An 18,299-nucleotide genomic window follows, 5' to 3' on the forward strand; every position below is an offset into this window, starting at 1 on the left:
GTCCTGTTTCTTGGTTGTCTGAGTCTTATTTGCCTTTGGTAATCACTGCATCATGCTCTTCGGAGAATTTCTCCGGCGTTACGGCTTTACCGAAGAGTGCCTGGATCATGTTCAGATGCGTTTCAGCGGCATTGGCCTCCATTTGAACGTCTGCGAACAGCGTGATGCTGCTGGCCTGGTTCATTTCATCAAACAGATCAATGTACAGCTGTGGAAGCTCCAGGGTGGATGTATCGACTTTGGTTGCTGGAATGACGCCTGCTCCTGTAACCGATTGTTCGCCCCATTTGGTTACGAAATACTCAACAAACTTCTTGGACTCCTCTTTCACCTTGGAGTTTTCGCCGATGAACAAACCTACGCCCGGTCCACCTACCCAGCTGTTGATATCGCCTTTTCCGCCTTCAACCGTCGGGAACTTGAAGAAGCCGACACTGTCGCGGAACTCTTTCGGGATCTCCTCATTTGTTGTAAAGTTCGGCAGTTCCCAAGTGCCCATCATATACATCGCTGCTTTGTTGTTCAGGAATTCGGATTTGGCTTCCTCGTTGGACAAGCCGTTGAATCCTTTGACAAATGCGTTGCTGTCCACCAAAGATTGAACCTCGGCGGCCGCCTTTACAAGCGATTCATCCTTGAAAGAACCGGCACCGCTAATCGCATTGGCAAGCGCTTCTTGCCCGCCGATCCGGTCTGCCAGATACATGTACCACAGGGATCCGGTCCAGCGATCCTTATTCCCGAGTGCAATCGGGGCAATCCCGTTATCCGAGAGCGTTTTCACGATTGTCTTGAATTCCTCGTAGGTTTGTGGAACCTCCAGGTTAAACTGTTCAAAAATCGCTTTATTGTAATATACGGGAGCGATATTGAATTCTAGTGGAAGCGCATACGTTTTGCTGTCAATGGCATAAGCTTCGGTGGTACCGGCTACAAACTTGCCATTCAGCTGACCCTCAAGCAAATCGTCTACAGGAGCAAACAGATTGCCTTCGACATAAGGTTTCAGGAATCCGGCTGCCCAGGTTACTCCAACGTCCGGAAGCTCATTCGAAGCAGACAGCACTTTCAATTTGTTTTTATACTGCTCATTATCCAGTACTTCCTGTTTGATCGTAACGTTAGGGTTTTCCTTCTGATATTCTTCGATAATCTGATTCACAATTTTGTTCTGTCCGGCGGATACGCCAGCTGGCCACAAGTGCATGAAGTTCACCGTAACTTTATCGCCTTCGCTGCCACCGTTGCCGGAATCTCCTGTGCTGCTGTTGTTAGATCCACAACCAGCCGCTACCAGAGCGAGACACAATGTCAGAAGCAGAACCGTCCATTTTTTGTTGAACACGTTTACAACCCCTTTTCTAGTATGCTGTTCGCGTAATGAAACCGCTTTAATCAAATTGTATCAGTGAGGGGATGATTCTATAAGGTCATAACGATTGGGACTAATTCCACTATTATTAGATTTCTTCTCCGCTGTCCGATACGCTCTGGCGATATTGGCTCGGGCTTACTTCCTCAAGGTCGCGGAACACTTTCACAAAATATTTTGACGTCTGGTAACCCACCTTCTCCGCAATCTCTGAGACAGGCAGCGCTGTGCCGGCCAGCAGCTCCTTGGCCCTCTGCACTCTGCGGCGCGTCATATATTCACTGAAGGTGAGCCCTGTCTGCTCTTTGAATAACACGCTGAAATAGCTGGAGTTCAGGTGCAGCACCTCGGCCACTTCCTTCAGCGATACCGAATCCTGGAGATGCAGGTCTACATACTTCAGTGCTTCCTGCACCTGGATGCTGTATCCCTTATCCTGCTGTGCTGCCTCCAGCAGTTTCGGATCCACCAGTTTCTCCATTCGCTCAATCCGTTCTAGTTTATCCCCGCGCTCGAGCGCTGACTCTACTGCGGCTACCAGTTTTCGTTTATCCAGCGGCTTCAGAAGATAATCCACCACGCCGTACTGCAGTGCTTTACGGGCATAATCAAATTCCGAATAGCCGGATATCACGATGATGACCGGGGGATGCTCTAATTCATGCAATCTTTCAATAAGCTCAAGTCCTCCAATCTCAGGCATGCGGATATCGGTCACCACCAGGTGAGCCACTTGCTCCTGCAGCCACTGGAGCGCCTCTACACCGCTTGCAGCCGTTGTTATCCGGCAGCGGCCGGATGACCAAGCCTCCAGCGTCTTCCTTACGCCTTCTCTCGTTCTCGGTTCATCATCAACGATCAGTATCGTTTTCATGCTATTCCCCCTTTATGGCCGGAAAATCATTCGGTATTTCAAATGAGATGGTGGTTCCCTGACCAACCACGCTGTCAATGTGCAGACCGGCTTGCTCGGAAGCGTAGTACAGCCGGATTCACTGCTCTACATTGGCAAGGCCGACCCCGCTGTTTTTAGAGGATGCCGCATAACCTTTTTCCATCGATGAATAAAGAGTGGCTACCGTTTCCTCGTCCATGCCGGGACCGTCATCGGTAATTGTGATGACCGTGTATCCCGGATGATCAGCAGCTTGTGCACGCACGATTACGGTGCCTGGACCCAGCCTCTGCTCCACCCCGTGCAGAATCGCATTCTCCACGATTGGCTGAATCAGCAGCTTTGGAATCGGCACATGACGGCTCGCTTCATCTGCCTCAATTCTCCAGGACAGCCTGTCCAGCATCCGCATTTTCATAATCATCAAATAACGCTCCGCATGGTCAAGCTCATCCCGGATCGATACCCATTCATCCTCGTCTTTTCTGTTGATAACGTAACGGAACAATCCAGACATCGCGACCACGATTTGAGCCAGTTCCTCTTCCCCCTGATCATCCAAGGCCCAGTAAAACGCTTCCAAAGTATTGAAAAGAAAGTGCGGATTGATCTGCGCTTGCAGAGCCTTAAGCTCCGTTCGGCTCTGAATAATCTCCTTCTCGTATACAACCTCGATTAATTCGTTCAGCGAGTCAACCATCTGGTTGTACGAATTGTTAAGCTCATTGATCTCCATTGTCTTCGAGGTGACCGGAATCGGTTTAAGGGTTCCCAGCCTTACGCCGCGCATGGCTTTGATCAGATTCAAAATCGGACGGATGATCATGGTGGTCAGGATAAAGCTTAAGAATAGAAACAGCAGCGCACCGACGCCCCCGGATACGATAATCGCGGTCCGCAGTACCGCTATGCCTTCGGTAGTATAATCCACAGGCGTCAGGATGACCAGGTTCCACCCTGTCGCCTCCGACTGCTTCTGTACGGCGATGAAGTCCTCATTGCCAATGGCAACCGTCTCCCCTTCACGATGCAGAACATCCTTCGCGTCCACCGCTGTCGCAAAATCCGATGATATTTCATTTCCCGCCTGATCAAACAGCCCCATCGTTTCACGCGAATCGCCAGCCGTGCCGCCAGTGGAATCAGCAAGCGCAAAATAATCCTTCTCCAGCTTCACAAGCAGGTATCCGCCATGGGCAAAGGAATGGTCAATCAGCCGGATTCTCCGAACAGCCACCACCACCTCCGGGTCCTTCGGATCCTGTCCGAACCAAACCAGCCTCCCCTTTCCCGCATCGGCCGCCAAGATCCAATCGACCCCGACCCGGCTCGTCAGACTGCCTTCATCCAGCGGAAACAGCCGCCGGTAGTCCGTCGTATATAATTCAAGTGAACGAATGCCTGTAGCGTAAGATTCATATTTGCGGACCTCCTGCTGGAGCGATTGCCGTTCTCCGAAGCTGATCGGCTTGCCAGCAGTTTCCTGTGCCAGATAGCGCTGAACCGTTGCGTTGGTAGAAATTTGCGCCGTGAGTGTATCCACCTGCTTGAGCAGCGCATCCAGCTTGCCTGTTGCCTGCACAGCCGTCTGCTGAATATGCTTCTCGGCGCTGTTGCGCAGCAGTACGGATACCTGGTCGTATACAAAAACCCCGACTAATGCCAGCACAATGATCATCACCAGCATAAATCCAAGGAAGATTTGATTCCGCAGTGTATTCAGCCTGCCAAACCTGTTCAAGTTCTCGCACTCCCTTTCGACTAGGAACTGTTATTCACTATACACAATCTTGCCGAAGTTAGGGAGTCCTCGTCAACCCGAAGCGGGTTGCATCTATATGTACTTTTTCACTAAAAAAAAGGCAGCGCGCAGTTTAGGTTTCCCTCGCACTTCCTCTTATGATACAGCTCCATATGATGGGCTATACCGGATATAATTCCTGATGCTGTTCAAGCTCTCTTCTGCATTCGTTACATAAACCTCTTACGGCACCGGCATCATCCGCGCAGAAGGTCAGTTGGCGCTTGTGTCGGCATCGACTGCAGGGCTGAGCGTTATTTTCGCTGCCGATTTTCAAGTTTGCTTTTGATTTTAACTGGATGACGTTGCTTCCCCTAACGCTGCTCGACTTACGCTTCATTCCTGTAACGGCGAAGACAACAAGGATGACAACGACCATGGTTCCCAATATCCATCCCACGTTTATTCCACCTCCAACATGTGCAGGCTATTTGTACTAAATAGCTAGTCTACCCGATTCATTTTCACATGACATTCGATATGTAGTTACGCTCCAAACCCGTTGCCATTTATTAAGAAGCAGCTACCATCCATTTTAACACAAAAAAGCCTTCTCAATCCCGGTAAGAATCGGGAAGGAAGGCTTTCGCTGTGCTTTCGTTACGTGCAACCGGCATGGTGTCAGATCTTCAACTCACCGAGTTTTATCAACTCAACGACAGCTTGCGAACGGCCCTTAACATTTAGCTTCTGCATGACATTGGAGATGTGGTTACGCACCGTCTTCTCGCTAATAAACAACTGCCCGGCGATATCGCGAGTCGTTTTGTCTTGCACTAGCAATTCAAATACTTCGCGTTCACGGTGGGTTAACAAGAACTTGCTATTATGGTCGGTCCCCTTCAATGGTGTCACCCCTCCTTGCCCGGGTATGTGTGGTCTAACAAGGGTAAGGGATACAGTCAACTCATCTTATGTTGGAGAAGGGGGGAAGGTGCGGAAGGGGCCATCAATTTGGGCGCTGGGTTCATGTTGATGATTTTTATCCTTGATTCCTCCCGAAGGTTCCTTTATGATGTGGGGGAGTAAAAATTATTTTCTTTATTTTTTCATTTTTTTAAAAATAATTTTCAAATCAGATCCCATCCGTTATGCCACAAATAAGCTCACCGGGAACCTTGAAGGAGGCTTTTGATGACACCAATCTTGCATATTATCTCTGTCGAAAAGGAAAGCCTGCCCCGTCAGGAACGACGGCTCGCAGAGTTTATTTTGACAGCTCCATCCGAGATTGTGCATATGGGCATTAAAGATCTTGCAGATCAGTGCGAGGTCAGCGCTGCCACAGTCACCCGCTTTTGCAAGAACTTTCAGTGCAAGGGATATCCTGATTTCAAGCTCAAGCTTGCCGCAGAGATCGCCCATGCCGAGTTGGCTTCACGCACAGGAAGCACCCGTTATCAGGACATCGTTGCAGGCAATCCGCTTGCCGGAATCGTAGAGGCGATTGAATCCAATCACCTGACGTCGATTCGGGATACGACAGAGCTTCTGGATTTGGGGCAGCTGGAGCGCGCAGTGGATGCCCTATGCCGGGCAAAACGCATTGACCTGTATGGTGTGGCAACGTCCTCTATTGTGGCACAGGACTTTTACCAGAAGCTGATCCGGATCGGGAAAAACTGCACCGCTTTTGCAGACTCCCACATGCAGATCACCTCAGCCTCCACGCTGACTTCAAGTGATGTTGCCGTGGCCGTTTCATACTCCGGCGAAACGCCGGAAACCATCGATGCGTTGGCGTGTGCCAAAGACACAGGCGCATTTACGATCAGCGTTACTTCCTACCGAAGCAGTGCCATCTCCTCCATGGCGGACATTACACTGTATTCGTCCTCGCTGGAGGAAGGAATGCGCCGAGGTGACATGGCCTCTCGCATTGCCCAGCTTCACATTATAGACATTCTGTTCATGGGTATGGCCAGTCGGGACTTCTCCACGTATGTTCCCCGTCTGGAGCAGTCATATCTTAATGTTCAAAACTATCGCAAAAGCCGAGGAGGACAATAACTAATGAATATTTACACATTCCGCGATGAAGAACAATTCGTGCAAACGGGCGCAAACCTGATCACCAGTTTGCTGCACACCAATCCGCGCGCTACACTGGGACTGGCTACAGGCAGCACACCCGTTGGGCTCTATGCCAAGTTGATTGAGATGCACCGTCAAGGGCTTGTCAGCTTCGCGCAGACCACAACATATAATCTGGACGAATATGTGGGCCTGCCTGAGAATCATCCGGAGAGCTACCGCACCTTCATGAATGAAAAATTCTTCAACCATGTAGATATCCAGATCGAACGGACTCATGTGCCGAATGGCAACGCGGCCAATCCGGAAGAGGAATGCCTGAATTACGATAAAATGCTTGAAGAATTTGGACCTGTTGATCTCCAACTCCTCGGCATTGGACATAACGGACATATCGGTTTTAACGAGCCGGGTGAAAGCCTCAGCGGCGGGACTCATCTGGTAGAGCTTCAAGAGAAAACTCGAAACGCCAATGCTAGATTCTTCCCAACGCTTGCGGATGTTCCGACCCACGCCATCACGATGGGGGTTGCTACCATCCTCAAAGCCCGCCAAATCCTCCTTCTCGTCAGGGGAGAAGATAAAGCCGAGATTGTACATCGTGCGTTGAAAGGGCCTATCACGACCGAGTGTCCGGCATCACTTCTTCAGTGCCATCCGAACGTTGTTGTGCTGTTGGATCAAGGTGCAGGGAGATTGCTGGTATGAGCAGCGAAGCCAAGAATGCTGTCCAATTGTTGTATGGTCAAGTACTGACGCCCAGAGGCATCCGTACAGACGGTGTGCTGGCCATTCAAGGCGAGAACATCGCATACGCTGGTGATGTTTCCGAACTCCCTGCAAGCCTTAAACAGGCAGCCGCAGAGGTTATCCATCAGCCCGATGGCTATATCGTACCTGGCTTTATTGACATCCATGTTCACGGCGGTAACGGTGAGGATTTTATGGACGCAACGAAGGATGTTTTGGATCAAATTACATCCTTCCACAGCTCTCAGGGCACCACGGCGATGCTTGCTACCACGATGACTGCGCCTAAAAAAGCAATCGATCGGGTACTGAAGGAAGTAAGCGACTATCGTAATCAGGGCATGTCTTATACCAGACTGGAAGGCGTCCATCTCGAAGGCCCGTTTATCAGCCCAAAATGGCCAGGTGCGCAAAATCCGGAGCATATCGTCCACGCGAATATCAGGTGGCTGGAAGAATGGGTATCTCAATATCCGGGGCTGGTTCGTCAGGTCACCCTTGCACCCGAGCGTGAAGGGGCACTAGAGGCAATCTCGTGGCTGGATCAACACGGAATCGTGGCTGCCCTGGGTCATACGGATGCAACCTATGAGGAAGTAGAAGCCGCTGTCGAGGCCGGCCTTAGTCATGGCGTGCACACGTTTAATGCGATGACAGGGCTTCACCACCGCAAGCCAGGCGTGGTTGGTGCGATGCTTGGCGATGATCGGTTAAGCTGCGAAATCATTGCAGACGGCATCCACGTCCACCCCGCGGCAATTCGGATACTGGCCCGCATGAAGCAGGATGGGAATCTGATTCTCATCACGGATGCCATGTCGGCTACCGGCATGCCTGACGGCGAATATACGCTGGGTGATTTGCCCGTTGTTGTTGAGAAGGGCATTGCCACGCTCAAGCATAACAGAGACAGTCTCGCGGGCAGCACATTAACGATGATTAAAGGGTTCCAGCTGCTGGTTCGGGAGGTTGGACTCAGCATTGAGCAGGCCTCCACCATCGGAAGTATGAATCCAGCCAGAAAAATTGGCATCGCCGATCGCACGGGATCGCTTGAAGCCGGCAAACTCGCCGACATCCTCGTTCTTTCCAGCGATCTTGAGCTGCAAGGAGTATGGATTCAAGGACAACGCAAACATTAAGGTATAGCATTCATTATAAATAGCAAAGGAGCCGCCTAGGATAGGATGATTTCAATCCTACAGGGCAGCTCCTTTTTGTATAGAAATTTTACCGGCTGTTTCGATTGCCGCCAAACCAACCGTCGTCCGTATCATTTTTACTCATGTTGCCGCGTGTATCATTCATACCATCACGAGTTCCTACATGAAGCGGGAACACACGGTTAATCCATGACCCAAAATCACGGGAAAGTGTTCCAACCGTATTCTTGGCGTTACCCCCCGTTACAAAACCTTTGGCATGCTGATAAAATCCCTCATCTGTGGAAACATATACTTGACTGATATGTGGAGCGGTTTTACGAATCTTGTTCGTAATTTCATGACGCACATGCTGAGGAACCTCTTCACGAGCGCTCATCATGCCCATGTTGTTTCCGTAAGTTCCATAAGGCACTCCATTGATGCCAGTTCCCATATGAGTATTGTTTACCGTCCCGTCGGTACCGGTAAGACTGTTGGTACGCGTGCCGTACCCCATATAATCATTGGTACGAGTTCCGTTAGTACCCATAAGTCCGTTATTGCGCGTTCCGTTTAACGTATTATAGTTGCTGCCGCCAAAACCGCCATTCGTCGTCGTTCCGTTAACGCCAAAGCCGCGGTTATCGGCGGTTCGGCCAAGACCTGTTGTGTTTTCTACAGCACGAGTGGTATTCTCCACGACACGCTCTGTGCCTCTAGCCATATTGCTCAGAAGCCCCACACTGCCTGTACCCGAAGTGTTGAACGTACGGTTCCTCACATTCGTTTTGTTCATGCCTGTCATTGAACGGCCGTCAGAACGGTTTGCCGTGCTCATACCCGTAACATGTCCATCAATGCTGTTGGTGTTCGCGCCCTCTTTGGGCAGCGAAACATACGCGCTGTGATTGGTTACGAATACATGTGCAGGACCCATGCCACTGATATCCGACACTTTTTGGGACAGCGTTTTGCTGTACTTCAGGTTTGTCAGGTCATGCTGCTGGGTGCTGCGAATGTGCTGGTTGTTGTTACGCACGGAGTTCACACCAACACGACCCTTGTCCACGTTGTTTGTACGTGTCGTGTTGCCGTCTGTGGTGTTGCCGCATCCTGCTACCGCAGCCATACTGAGGAGCAATGCTGTGGAGACGGTCAGGTTGAGGGCTTTGGATTTAATCATGATTCATCCTCCATCTCTATAATAGGTGTATTAACATCGTTTAGGATGACCTTGCGCCGGAATCGGTATGCTGAAAGGTTTTAACATGGAAGATTACTGCTTATCATGCCTAATTTTATGTACAAAAAAACACCGATCAGATCATGATCGATCCATCGGCGTTTGATTGTTCTATTATGAAGAGGACGGCTGTGCCTGTATTCTGGCATAATCCATAATATCGGCCAGCGACCGCTCCAGAGGGTACTGTGAATTCCAGCCCAGCGCTTTAAGAAGCTCGGTACCCTGCTGCCCCCCGGTTCCTTTATTTAATGAATCTAATGAGAGGGGAGCGGATTCAGGACCCCAATCCATCGGCACGGCTGCCTGTGTATGCAGGAGCAGTGCCTCAGCGAGCTCTCCAAGGGTATGTTCCGTACCGGAACTGATCGGATAGGTCATCCCAGAAGTGCCCTCTTGAAGCAATATGCTGTAAGCTGCTACCGCATCCCGAACGTCCAGGAAATCCCTTGATTCGTAGCGAGAGCTTATACGGAACAACGGAAAATTTCGACCTGTTTCATAACCCGCAATATAGCGGGCAAGCAGCGTACAGAAGCCTGTTGATTCGCCGGGGCCAATCAGATTGGACGGCTCAGCCAGAACGATATGCTGGTTGTACAAACCATGCCAGGCAGCTGCGGACCAGCTGGCAAAGGTTTTACTGAGGCTGTAAGGATGAGGAACGGCAGCCGCACCTTTTGCAGGGTCCACACTTAACCTGGAGCCTACCATAACCAAACGGCTATCGGGGCAGTGCTGCCTCAGCGCTTCAAGAAGGTATATGGTGGCCATCACGTTGCTCTCCATGTAAGAAGCCGGTTGTTTCCAGGACTCTGAAGCTGAATTTTTTCCGGCTAAATGCAAAATATAATCAGGAAGGCTCTCTTGAATCAGAATATCCACCTGTTCACGGTTCTCGAGATGGCACACGGCCGGAATGACGCCTTGTATGGACTCCAGCGCCTGCTTGTTCCGCCCGGCAGCAATAACGGTACATCCCTGCCGGACGAAATAGTCGCAAGCATGCAAGCCGGTAAAACCTGCTGCCCCTGTTATGAGAATTTTTTGATCCTTTAATGATCCTGCTGCCATGCGTACATCTCCTTTAACATTTGAACATAATCCGGGAATGGATATAACGCATCCAGCCGCGTGCTTCGCAGAGTCCGATCCTGAACCATATCGTCGGTTGGCACTACAACAACATCATGTTTTCCCCATATGTCCTTGAACAGCAGCAGCAGATCGTATTTGCTTACCGGATTCGGATGTCCGAGATGTATCAGACCCCCGACGTCCTTATTCATGAAGAACTCGATCGCTTTAGCAAGCTCAAGCGTGGTTACCCCGTTCCACTGCACGGCGCGATAACCGGAAACTTGACCTCGCTGCTTCATAAACCAGTTGAACAAACCGATTCCACTCTGCCGGATTTCGGGTCCTATAATGGAGGTGCGAATCGTTAGGTGATCCGGGTCCTGCACTTCGCCCAGTGCTTTCGTTAACGCATAGGAAGTCACGCCATCGGGAAGATCGTCTTCCCGATAACCCCCTTTGTCTCCGAGAAACACGCAATCCGTGCTGATATGAATAAGTCGGGCCGATATGGCGTCCGCTAAATACCGCAGACGATGAGGCAAAAATCCGTTGATATGATATGCATTAATTTTGTCATCATCTGCCCGTTGATTCAAAACACCTACAGCGTTGATGATCATATGCGGCCGAACCGCTTTGATTATATGCTCCACGGCACTCATATCGGTTACATCCAGCACAAGGCCTTGTGAATCATGTCTGTCCCGGGTCGTGTAAAAGACATGATGCTTGCCGAACGACTGAAAGTACTGAACAAGCATATGTCCCGCCATACCGTTGCCCCCGAGAATGAGCATCTTCATGGCAAGAATCCTCCGCGTTGAAGGATTTCGCGTATCTCGGCCTTGGTCATTAATTGATGCTCCGAGCTGAAGCTGTTGAAGGATACTTTGGATAAGCCCTGATACCGCTCCTTCAGATCGGGAATTTCGAGTGTCGGCAATATGACCAGGTATTCATCATCATAAACCACCGTAGTCAAGCTTTCAAAATCACTCATAAGAATTTCATGAATCTTCTCACCCGGCCGAATACCCGTTTCAACAAGTGTAACGTCGCTTCTGCCAGAAGCATCTATCAGTACTTCTGCCAAGTCCACAATGCGGCAGGTCGGCATCATCATAACAAAAATTTCGCCGCCTACACTTTCAATTGATGCCTTGAACAGCAGGGATATCGCATCCTTCAAGGTCAGGAAAAATCGGGTCATGTTATGGTCCGTGATGCTGATCTGACCCTTCTGCCGGATCTGATTCTTGAATACATGAACAACGCTTCCGTTCGTTCCAAGAACATTTCCACCCCGCACACAGACAAATTTGGTGTGCCTACTCAACAGATTAGCATACACGATTAGTTTCTCGCCAATCGCTTTGGTCATGCCGTAAAAGTTGGATGGATTCGCTGCCTTATCCGTTGAAATATAGATCACTTTTTTCACTTGATTTTCAATAGCAGCCTCAATGACATGCTGTGTGCCGACCACATTGGTTTTCAGAGCTTCATAGGGATGCTCTTCGCACACAGGAACGTGCTTCAGTGCCGCCAGATGGAATACATAATCCACATCCTGACAGGCTGCTGTTAGAGCTTCCTTGTCGCGAATATCTCCGATTCGGAAAGTGAGTCTTGGATCTTCAAACTCACGGTCCATAGCCACCTGCGTAGCCTCGCTTCTGGAATAAACGATGACCTGCTTAGGATTTAGCGGCAGAAGCTGCGTGATCAGTTCATGTCCCCAAGAGCCTGTGCCGCCAGTCACCAAAATCCGTTGATTAGTGAACATTCACTTTCCCTCCAAGCACATATTTTACGACGGTACGCGACACATTGTCCGCTAAATACCCCTCAGGGCACACCCAGTCACGACCCAGCTGCGTCATCAGTTTGACCGCTCCATGGATACGCTCAGCATTCAAACCGGAGACGATGTTGCTTCCGCAGTCCACAGTTTCCGGCCGCTCCGTCGTCCGGCGAACCGTTACCGTAGGAACGTGCATGATGCAGCACTCCTCCTGCACCGTACCGCTGTCCGTGATCGCGCAGAGTGCCTCTTTCTCGAGTCGTACAAAATCAAAAAAGCCGAATGGCTCATGAAATTCAATAAGCGGATGAAGTTGAACATCCTTGGCCCCTTCAAGACGCGAGGCCGTCCGGGGATGCAAACTGCATATGAGTCGCTTTCCGAACGTTTCAGCGACCGCATTTAACCCATTTAATATTTCCGTTAAATTCTCAGGTCGATCCACATTCTCTGAACGGTGTATCGTAATCAGAAAATATTGCTGGGGGGAGAGCGACAGCTTCTCCATAATCCGGCTCTGATTGACCTGAGCTTCGTAATGCTTCATCACTTCATAGATCGGGTTCCCTGTCAGGACAATGCGTTGACTAGGCACTCCCTCTCGAAGCAGATGATTCTTGCTGTAGTTTGTATAGGGCATATTGATGGAGGACACCGCATCTATGACTTTGCGGTTCTTCTCTTCAGGCACATCCAGATCAAAGCAGCGGTTTCCGGCTTCCATATGCACCACCGGGTATCCCAGACGCTCTGCCAGCACAGCACATAACGCACTGTTTGTATCACCCAGCAGCAGAACCGTGTCCGGCTGCTCCTGTTCCAATATTTCCTCCATTCGGCTGAACATAACGGACAACTGGCCTCCCAGCGTGGCCTGGCGGTCCTGAAGCACATAGTCCGGACTGCGGAGCCCCATCTCCGAGAAGAAGACCCCGCTTAAGGTATTGGTGAAATTTTGTCCCGTATGCACAAGCACATGCCGCGTTGCATACTGGTCTAGAAGAGGAATGATCAAGCTTAATCGGATAATTTCGGGCCTCGTACCCAAGATCGTCATGACTTTCATATCGGATTCTCCCTTGCCAACTTAATCACAGATCCGAAGGCGATAACTCCGTAGCACGACCATTCTTCTCGCTTTCGTGAGACAGCAGAACGGAAGCGGACTTTTTGAAGTAAGCCTAGACCGTTCACCGCTCTGCTGTTGACCTCGTCTCATGCCTTTCGTCGCCTTGCGGACGTTCTGCGTAGTCTAAGCCTTGATGCCCGTCGCCTGGTCGCCCTGCCTTCCGGTCTCTTGGTTCGTCTACGAACGAATAACCGACGCGCAACAGCAGCACTTCGTTTCTTCCTGCGGCTATTCTGCTTACGTCGTCTCGCCGGAACAACCCGGCGCTTCACCCGTCTTGCCGTCACCTGAAACCATGCAGGATATTCATTCATCCAGCGTGAAACCATGCCGTTCAATCGCATTCCGTACACCTCTGGACCAAATACAGCCTGGATCTGAAGGCGGTTCTGCATACCCAGAGCCTCGCCCCGATCCGGCTGATCCAGGATGAACCTCACCTTCTCTGCCAGTGAGGCCGGGCTCCCGGGAATCGCGAGCAGATGCGGGCATCCGGCAGCCGTCAGGACCTCCTGAAGTCCTCCTGATGCGTAGGCTACAACCGGCTTCCCGTGCAGCAGCCCCTCCAGAGCCGTTAATCCGAATCCCTCCGGTATCAGACTCGGTACCACCACGACATCAAGGGCACAATATACTTGAGTGATATCGTCTTGAGATCCGGCAAATATGAAACGATGCTGAGCTCCCGCCGAAGCAATGCGATCGCGGCACAATATGTCATAATCCGGATTCAGCGCACTCCCAACGATGAGAAAGGCTGCGTCGGGGTAAGCATCCTTGAGCGAGAGCGCCATGTCTATGAAGTGATGCACCCCTTTGCTCTCGATCAGAAATGAAGAAATCATACCAATTAACGGTTGATTTGCAGTGATGCCGAGACTGCCGCGAAAGGAAGCTCTCGTTGTCGCCCATGCGGCTGGCTGAATATCAGACTCAATCCAGGATGGAGGGAGTACCGTCATTTTGGACTGCCTGACTTCCACCGGGAAACTCTCGGCTACGGATTCGGAAATGCTGACCAGCCAGTTGCTGTACTGATGGATTAACGAAGTGGCCAAATGGGCGTTCCCGTTTTCCGTAATTTTTTCGGTCAATTGCCATACTACGGGAATTCCAAGTCTCTTGCCCGCTGCTGCCGGCATAAAGTGCACACACGTATTTGTCAGAATTACCTGCGGGGCCTCACCTGCAATCCATTTCATCAATCCACGGAAAACCGATGTTGCCATCAGCTTATTGGCTTCGGCCAAAAGATTGGAACCCGGTGTATACACGCTGTGAAACAATGGAATTCTGTGGATTTTGACCGTAATCCCGGATTGTCTCGCCAATATAGTCAGCCGGCCTTCGTTCGGTGCAACCAGAACGCAATCAAAATAAGGAGTCATCTGTCCGCAGAAGAACAGAAGCAGCTTCTCCGCTCCCGTAATGCTGGATGGATTGGATACGTGTGAAAAAATCAACATTTTCGGTTTAAAGGCCATCGGTATTATCCGCATCTACAGTAACCGTGATTGTGGCAGTACCGGATGCGATCCACCTCCTTTTCACCCAGTTGGTACAATATATTAGAAAAACAAAGACACCGTAACGACGCTTGTTCCCCCATCATTGAACTATTTCTGAGCCAGGATCAAGGAAAGATAACCGAGAAGAGCGTATTCAGGCGGTGTGCATAGGTATGCTCCTGATAGGTTCTCTCCAGGGCACGATGTGCGATCTCTTTTCTCAGGTGGTCGTTAGCAAGATAGTACTCTACCTTCTCCAGCAGCTCACCCTGAGACCGGTAGGTGTCAATCTCCACACCTGGTGTATAGAACCGCGCCAGATCTGACCGCTCATCGCAGAGCTGAAGCGTGCCGCAAGCACTAATCTCAAACGTACGCGGATTCGGGGAAGCCGCCGGTATATGTCCGCTGTTCTGATTGATTTCATCGTCATCCACCGCACGGTGCAAATTGATAACAATCTTGGCGCTGTTATATACGTCCGCAGTCTCCGCCGGACCCATCCACTTGTTGATCTCAATCTGGTTGTTAAATCGGCCGTAACCCGGGAATTTCTCCCACCAGTTACCGTTAATAAAGGTCCGGTGTGCCATCAATTGGTCCATAATGGGCTCAAAAAACTGAATTCGCTTCGGATACGCTGTACCAACAAAACCGATATCCCGCTTAGCTGCTCCCGGCATGGCAATCGGACGATAGTGTACGGGAAACGCGGCAAACGGCAAATAGTGAACCTGGGAGCAGCCTAAGTTCTGATAATGGGCCACGCAGTTCAGTTCCAGTGTAAATACATAATCGTAGTGGTGGATCCAGTCTACGGTCATATCCGTATAATACGGATCGTCCGTCATCCAGACGGCCGTCCGAATATCCATGGCCCGAACCGCATCCATCTGTTCCACAGGCAAATACATGCCGTCAAGCACCAGTACAAGATCCGGCCGCGTACGGCTTGCTTCTGCAGCTACGTCCTGCTTGGCATCCGTCAATGAAACCTGGCGTACCATGCCGTGCAGTGTACCAATAATCGCCTCGTCAATCGGCGAGTAAGGAAATCCTTTTCCCGAGCTGACAAACAACACATGGATATCCCTCACAGGCGGCGTATAGACAACCCGGTTAACGATACCCTGTGATTTCCCTCGAAAATACCCCTCATCATATCCGGCGTGCATACCTGCATTCCTGCCTCGTCCATATGCATCGGATACGGCGGACCGACGGGGTCCGGCAGCTAAACTTTTAGGCATCCGCTTCGCTCCTCCCTGATATTTGCTCGGACAACTTGCTAATTCAAACGTTGGGCCTCGATCAATGTCAGAAGTTCAGGCAGTCGGTGAACATACGTATGTCTCGTCATGGTCGTCTGCAGCGCTCGCTGCGCTATACTTCTGCGCTGATCCTCCTGAGAAAGATAATAGGAAATCTTATGTTTCAATTCTTGGACAGAACCAAAGGTCTCGATGTCGATCCCAGGCGTGTAATAATGGCTCAGATCCTCCCGGATATCCGTAATTTGCAGTGTTCCGCAAGCATTGATCTCAAATGTCCGCGGATTGATCGAACGGCCCGGTAAATTCAGGCTGTTGCGGTTGTCATCACCGCTCTGGGTTGGCCTGTGCAGGTTGATTACAATTTTGGCGCCGTTGTAGAATTTCACGGTTTCCGCAGGCGGTATGAAACCGCTGTGTATGAAGGGGGAGAGCTCTTTATAGCGGGCAAGCCGCTCCCAGTAGCCTCCGATGATGCGAACCTGCTTTCCCTTCAAGAACGGTGCCAATTCATCAAACAAGGCCGCACGGTTTCGAAACGCATTCCCGATGAAGCAAATGTCCGAACGATAAGCCGGCCCTGCCATCAACGGGGTAAACAGCTCCGGATGAACCCCCAAAGGAAGATAATAAACCTCCCTCACCCCGACACTTTGATATAATGGAACACAGCTCAGCTCATGCGTGAACACAACATCAAAGTGTTGTGCCAGCCCCGGTGTTTCCTCTGTGAAATACGGATCATCCACAAACCAGATGGCCGTTCGGAAGCCTGCTTCGCGGAGCTGAGTCATCGAATGCTGAAAATCATCCGGAAAAACATGCAGACCGTTCATGACCAGAATGATATCCGGTCTCTGCTGCAAGGCTGCTTCCAGCACCTGTTCCGGACGTACGACGATGCATTCCCTGACGATTTTGCCAAGTCCGCTGGATACTCCTTCATCAATGGATTCAAAGCCTTGGGGGACATACATGACCTTCACATTGAAATATGGCGGGGGCTCGGTTGGAATACGATCGATCAGCGCACGGCACCCACCCAAACGGTAACCTTCACTGTAACCTGCCCGGTAGCCCTCCTTCTGACCTGTACGCTTCGATAAACTCACCATTTCCACCCTGTCTCTTATGGGATTTACAAAGGTTCATATAACTATATGCCAAGAGGACGAATGCATCATGGACGACTGTCCCTGAGACGGGGAATTTGGCGGATGCCCTTACGTCTAGCCTGGTCATGACAGGATTGGCAAAAAAATAAAAAAGAGCGGTCTCCCACGGATTCAAGCCTTCCGTGAGAGCCGCCCTGCCTGCCGTCATACCGGCGCAGGTGGGATTTGACCGTCTTCATATCCTTGTGCAAAACCCGATTTAAACCCTTCATCATAGGCCTGATTGTAGCCCTGATTATACGCTTGGGAAGAGGCCGGAAAGAACACACGTCCGCTTCTTCTTAAACGGTAGCGCCCCCGGATTCCGCGACGTTTACGTAAGCTGGAGCTGACGCCACGACGCCGTCTCACGCCCTTTACGACCTTCAAACGTCTTACAGCTGAGGATATTTTTCTGCTGCCGATAGGACGTGTACGTCTTCGCGTTCGTAAAACCGTTGATTTCACTTTCATCCTTTAACCTCCTGAGTCCTTTGATTCTTCCTGTGCTGCTGTACTAGAGTTGGCTATGCGTCCAACCGCAAGCCATGGGGATGAAGGAGATCCCCATTGGGTCCGGTTCAAGGGAATTCCTGTCAGCATTTCAGTCATGACCGACTGGTAGCCGGTCAATAATCGAATATTCTCTGCAAGCTTTCGCGCGGTCACATCAGAATGAGCAGAAACCTCTGCAATGTTCTGAAGTATGTCTGCCAGCGCCTCCTGACTTCTGGCAATGGATGAGATCATGGCCACTCTTGCTGTATGTTCCCGGTGGGTACGTGTAATCATCAGTCCGATTCTCCAAAATCAAACTCGTCAAAACCTCCGCTGGCAGCCTGATCCTCGGTACCTAAAGCCACTCGCAGATTTCGGCATAGACCTGATCCGATACGCGTCAGTCCCTCGATCTGCTCCACAATCTGCTCATGAATGACCAGCGAATCCTTCAATCCGCCCATTGAGGGCTCTTGGGACAACACCCATTGACGAACCTTCTCCGCTTCGACGGCCTTGCCCTCCAGGATCAGAGAGGTCTCGCGCTGAATGGCGACGGCCGCTTCCAGCATACGCATCAAAGACTCTTCTTTGCTCAACTGCACTCCCGCCTCT

The 18,299-nt window shown here is 50.7% G+C and carries 18 protein-coding genes and 1 pseudogene; 3 read left to right on the top strand and 16 right to left on the bottom strand.

The window, feature by feature from the left end; all coding sequences use genetic code 11:
• Positions 1-25: 25 nt before the first annotated feature.
• The 5 genes and pseudogenes from B9D94_RS22165 to B9D94_RS22185 all read right to left on the bottom strand — a co-directional run bounded on the left by B9D94_RS22165 (position 26) and on the right by B9D94_RS22185 (position 4,914).
• A complete protein-coding gene (locus tag B9D94_RS22165; RefSeq protein ID WP_006208736.1) occupies positions 26-1,345 on the bottom strand; it encodes an extracellular solute-binding protein in 1,320 nt (439 codons plus the stop codon).
• Between the two features lie 115 nt (positions 1,346-1,460).
• The gene (locus B9D94_RS22170) at positions 1,461-2,246 is read right to left on the bottom strand and encodes a response regulator transcription factor (RefSeq protein WP_006208735.1); all 786 of its coding nucleotides are present in this window, start codon (positions 2,244-2,246) and stop codon (positions 1,461-1,463) included.
• 1 nt (position 2,247) lies between these two features.
• A pseudogene (locus B9D94_RS22175) lies at positions 2,248-4,008 on the bottom strand (sensor histidine kinase).
• A gap of 181 nt (positions 4,009-4,189) precedes the next feature.
• On the bottom strand, positions 4,190-4,468 hold the full coding sequence (locus B9D94_RS22180; RefSeq protein ID WP_148247992.1) for a hypothetical protein: 279 nt from the start codon (positions 4,466-4,468) through the stop codon (positions 4,190-4,192).
• A gap of 221 nt (positions 4,469-4,689) precedes the next feature.
• Entirely contained in the window at positions 4,690-4,914 is a 225-nt protein-coding gene (locus B9D94_RS22185; protein WP_006208732.1) for a helix-turn-helix domain-containing protein, read from the bottom strand.
• A 288-nt stretch (positions 4,915-5,202) separates the two neighbouring features.
• Here B9D94_RS22185 and B9D94_RS22190 point away from each other — a divergent pair, with 288 nt between their 5' ends.
• From B9D94_RS22190 to nagA, 3 genes are read left to right on the top strand one after another with little or no spacing between them, the layout of a single operon-like run.
• Entirely contained in the window at positions 5,203-6,078 is an 876-nt protein-coding gene (locus tag B9D94_RS22190; protein ID WP_006208731.1) for a MurR/RpiR family transcriptional regulator, read from the top strand.
• A 3-nt stretch (positions 6,079-6,081) separates the two neighbouring features.
• Positions 6,082-6,810 carry a glucosamine-6-phosphate deaminase gene (gene nagB / locus B9D94_RS22195; RefSeq protein WP_006208730.1) on the top strand — a complete coding sequence of 243 codons (729 nt, stop codon included), beginning with the start codon at positions 6,082-6,084 and terminating at the stop codon, positions 6,808-6,810.
• Positions 6,807-7,994, top strand: a complete 1,188-nt coding sequence (nagA, locus tag B9D94_RS22200) for an N-acetylglucosamine-6-phosphate deacetylase (protein WP_063478843.1) — start codon at positions 6,807-6,809, stop codon at positions 7,992-7,994. The genes nagB and nagA overlap by 4 nt, the downstream gene beginning before the upstream one ends.
• A gap of 88 nt (positions 7,995-8,082) precedes the next feature.
• Here the strand turns inward: nagA and B9D94_RS22205 are convergent, their stop codons facing one another.
• From B9D94_RS22205 to B9D94_RS22255, 11 genes are all read right to left on the bottom strand, one after another.
• Positions 8,083-9,180: a YhcN/YlaJ family sporulation lipoprotein gene (locus tag B9D94_RS22205; protein ID WP_148247993.1), complete on the bottom strand. Its 1,098-nt coding sequence runs from the start codon at positions 9,178-9,180 to the stop codon at positions 8,083-8,085.
• A gap of 174 nt (positions 9,181-9,354) precedes the next feature.
• Positions 9,355-10,314 (bottom strand): SDR family oxidoreductase, encoded by a 960-nt coding sequence (locus B9D94_RS22210; protein ID WP_063478841.1) that lies wholly within the window; start codon positions 10,312-10,314, stop codon positions 9,355-9,357.
• Positions 10,296-11,123 carry a dTDP-4-dehydrorhamnose reductase family protein gene (locus B9D94_RS22215; protein ID WP_036641336.1) on the bottom strand — a complete coding sequence of 276 codons (828 nt, stop codon included), beginning with the start codon at positions 11,121-11,123 and terminating at the stop codon, positions 10,296-10,298. Before B9D94_RS22215 ends, B9D94_RS22210 begins: the two co-directional genes overlap by 19 nt.
• Positions 11,120-12,106, bottom strand: coding sequence for a polysaccharide biosynthesis protein (locus tag B9D94_RS22220; protein WP_036641335.1), 987 nt, complete (start codon positions 12,104-12,106; stop codon positions 11,120-11,122). Before B9D94_RS22220 ends, B9D94_RS22215 begins: the two co-directional genes overlap by 4 nt.
• Positions 12,096-13,190, bottom strand: coding sequence for a non-hydrolyzing UDP-N-acetylglucosamine 2-epimerase (gene wecB, locus B9D94_RS22225; RefSeq protein ID WP_006208725.1), 1,095 nt, complete (start codon positions 13,188-13,190; stop codon positions 12,096-12,098). The genes B9D94_RS22220 and wecB overlap by 11 nt, the downstream gene beginning before the upstream one ends.
• A 149-nt stretch (positions 13,191-13,339) precedes the next feature.
• Positions 13,340-14,737, bottom strand: a complete 1,398-nt coding sequence (locus B9D94_RS22230) for a glycosyltransferase family 4 protein (protein WP_148247994.1) — start codon at positions 14,735-14,737, stop codon at positions 13,340-13,342.
• A 149-nt stretch (positions 14,738-14,886) separates the two neighbouring features.
• Positions 14,887-16,011, bottom strand: coding sequence for a CgeB family protein (locus B9D94_RS22235; protein ID WP_006208723.1), 1,125 nt, complete (start codon positions 16,009-16,011; stop codon positions 14,887-14,889).
• 38 nt (positions 16,012-16,049) lie between these two features.
• The gene (locus B9D94_RS22240; protein ID WP_006208722.1) at positions 16,050-17,147 is read right to left on the bottom strand and encodes a CgeB family protein; all 1,098 of its coding nucleotides are present in this window, start codon (positions 17,145-17,147) and stop codon (positions 16,050-16,052) included.
• A gap of 204 nt (positions 17,148-17,351) precedes the next feature.
• Positions 17,352-17,660, bottom strand: coding sequence for a hypothetical protein (locus B9D94_RS22245; protein WP_006208721.1), 309 nt, complete (start codon positions 17,658-17,660; stop codon positions 17,352-17,354).
• Positions 17,661-17,663: 3 nt separating this feature from the next.
• The gene (locus B9D94_RS22250) at positions 17,664-17,978 is read right to left on the bottom strand and encodes a hypothetical protein (protein WP_006208720.1); all 315 of its coding nucleotides are present in this window, start codon (positions 17,976-17,978) and stop codon (positions 17,664-17,666) included.
• Complete coding sequence (locus tag B9D94_RS22255) at positions 17,978-18,289, bottom strand: alpha-helical endospore appendage domain-containing protein (protein WP_234972816.1); 312 nt, start codon at positions 18,287-18,289, stop codon at positions 17,978-17,980. The genes B9D94_RS22250 and B9D94_RS22255 overlap by 1 nt, the downstream gene beginning before the upstream one ends.
• Between the last annotated feature and the right edge of the window lie 10 nt (positions 18,290-18,299).

The sequence above is a fragment of the Paenibacillus sp. Cedars genome (assembly GCF_003184205.1).
Taxonomy (GTDB): domain Bacteria; phylum Bacillota; class Bacilli; order Paenibacillales; family Paenibacillaceae; genus Paenibacillus_AQ; species Paenibacillus_AQ glucanolyticus.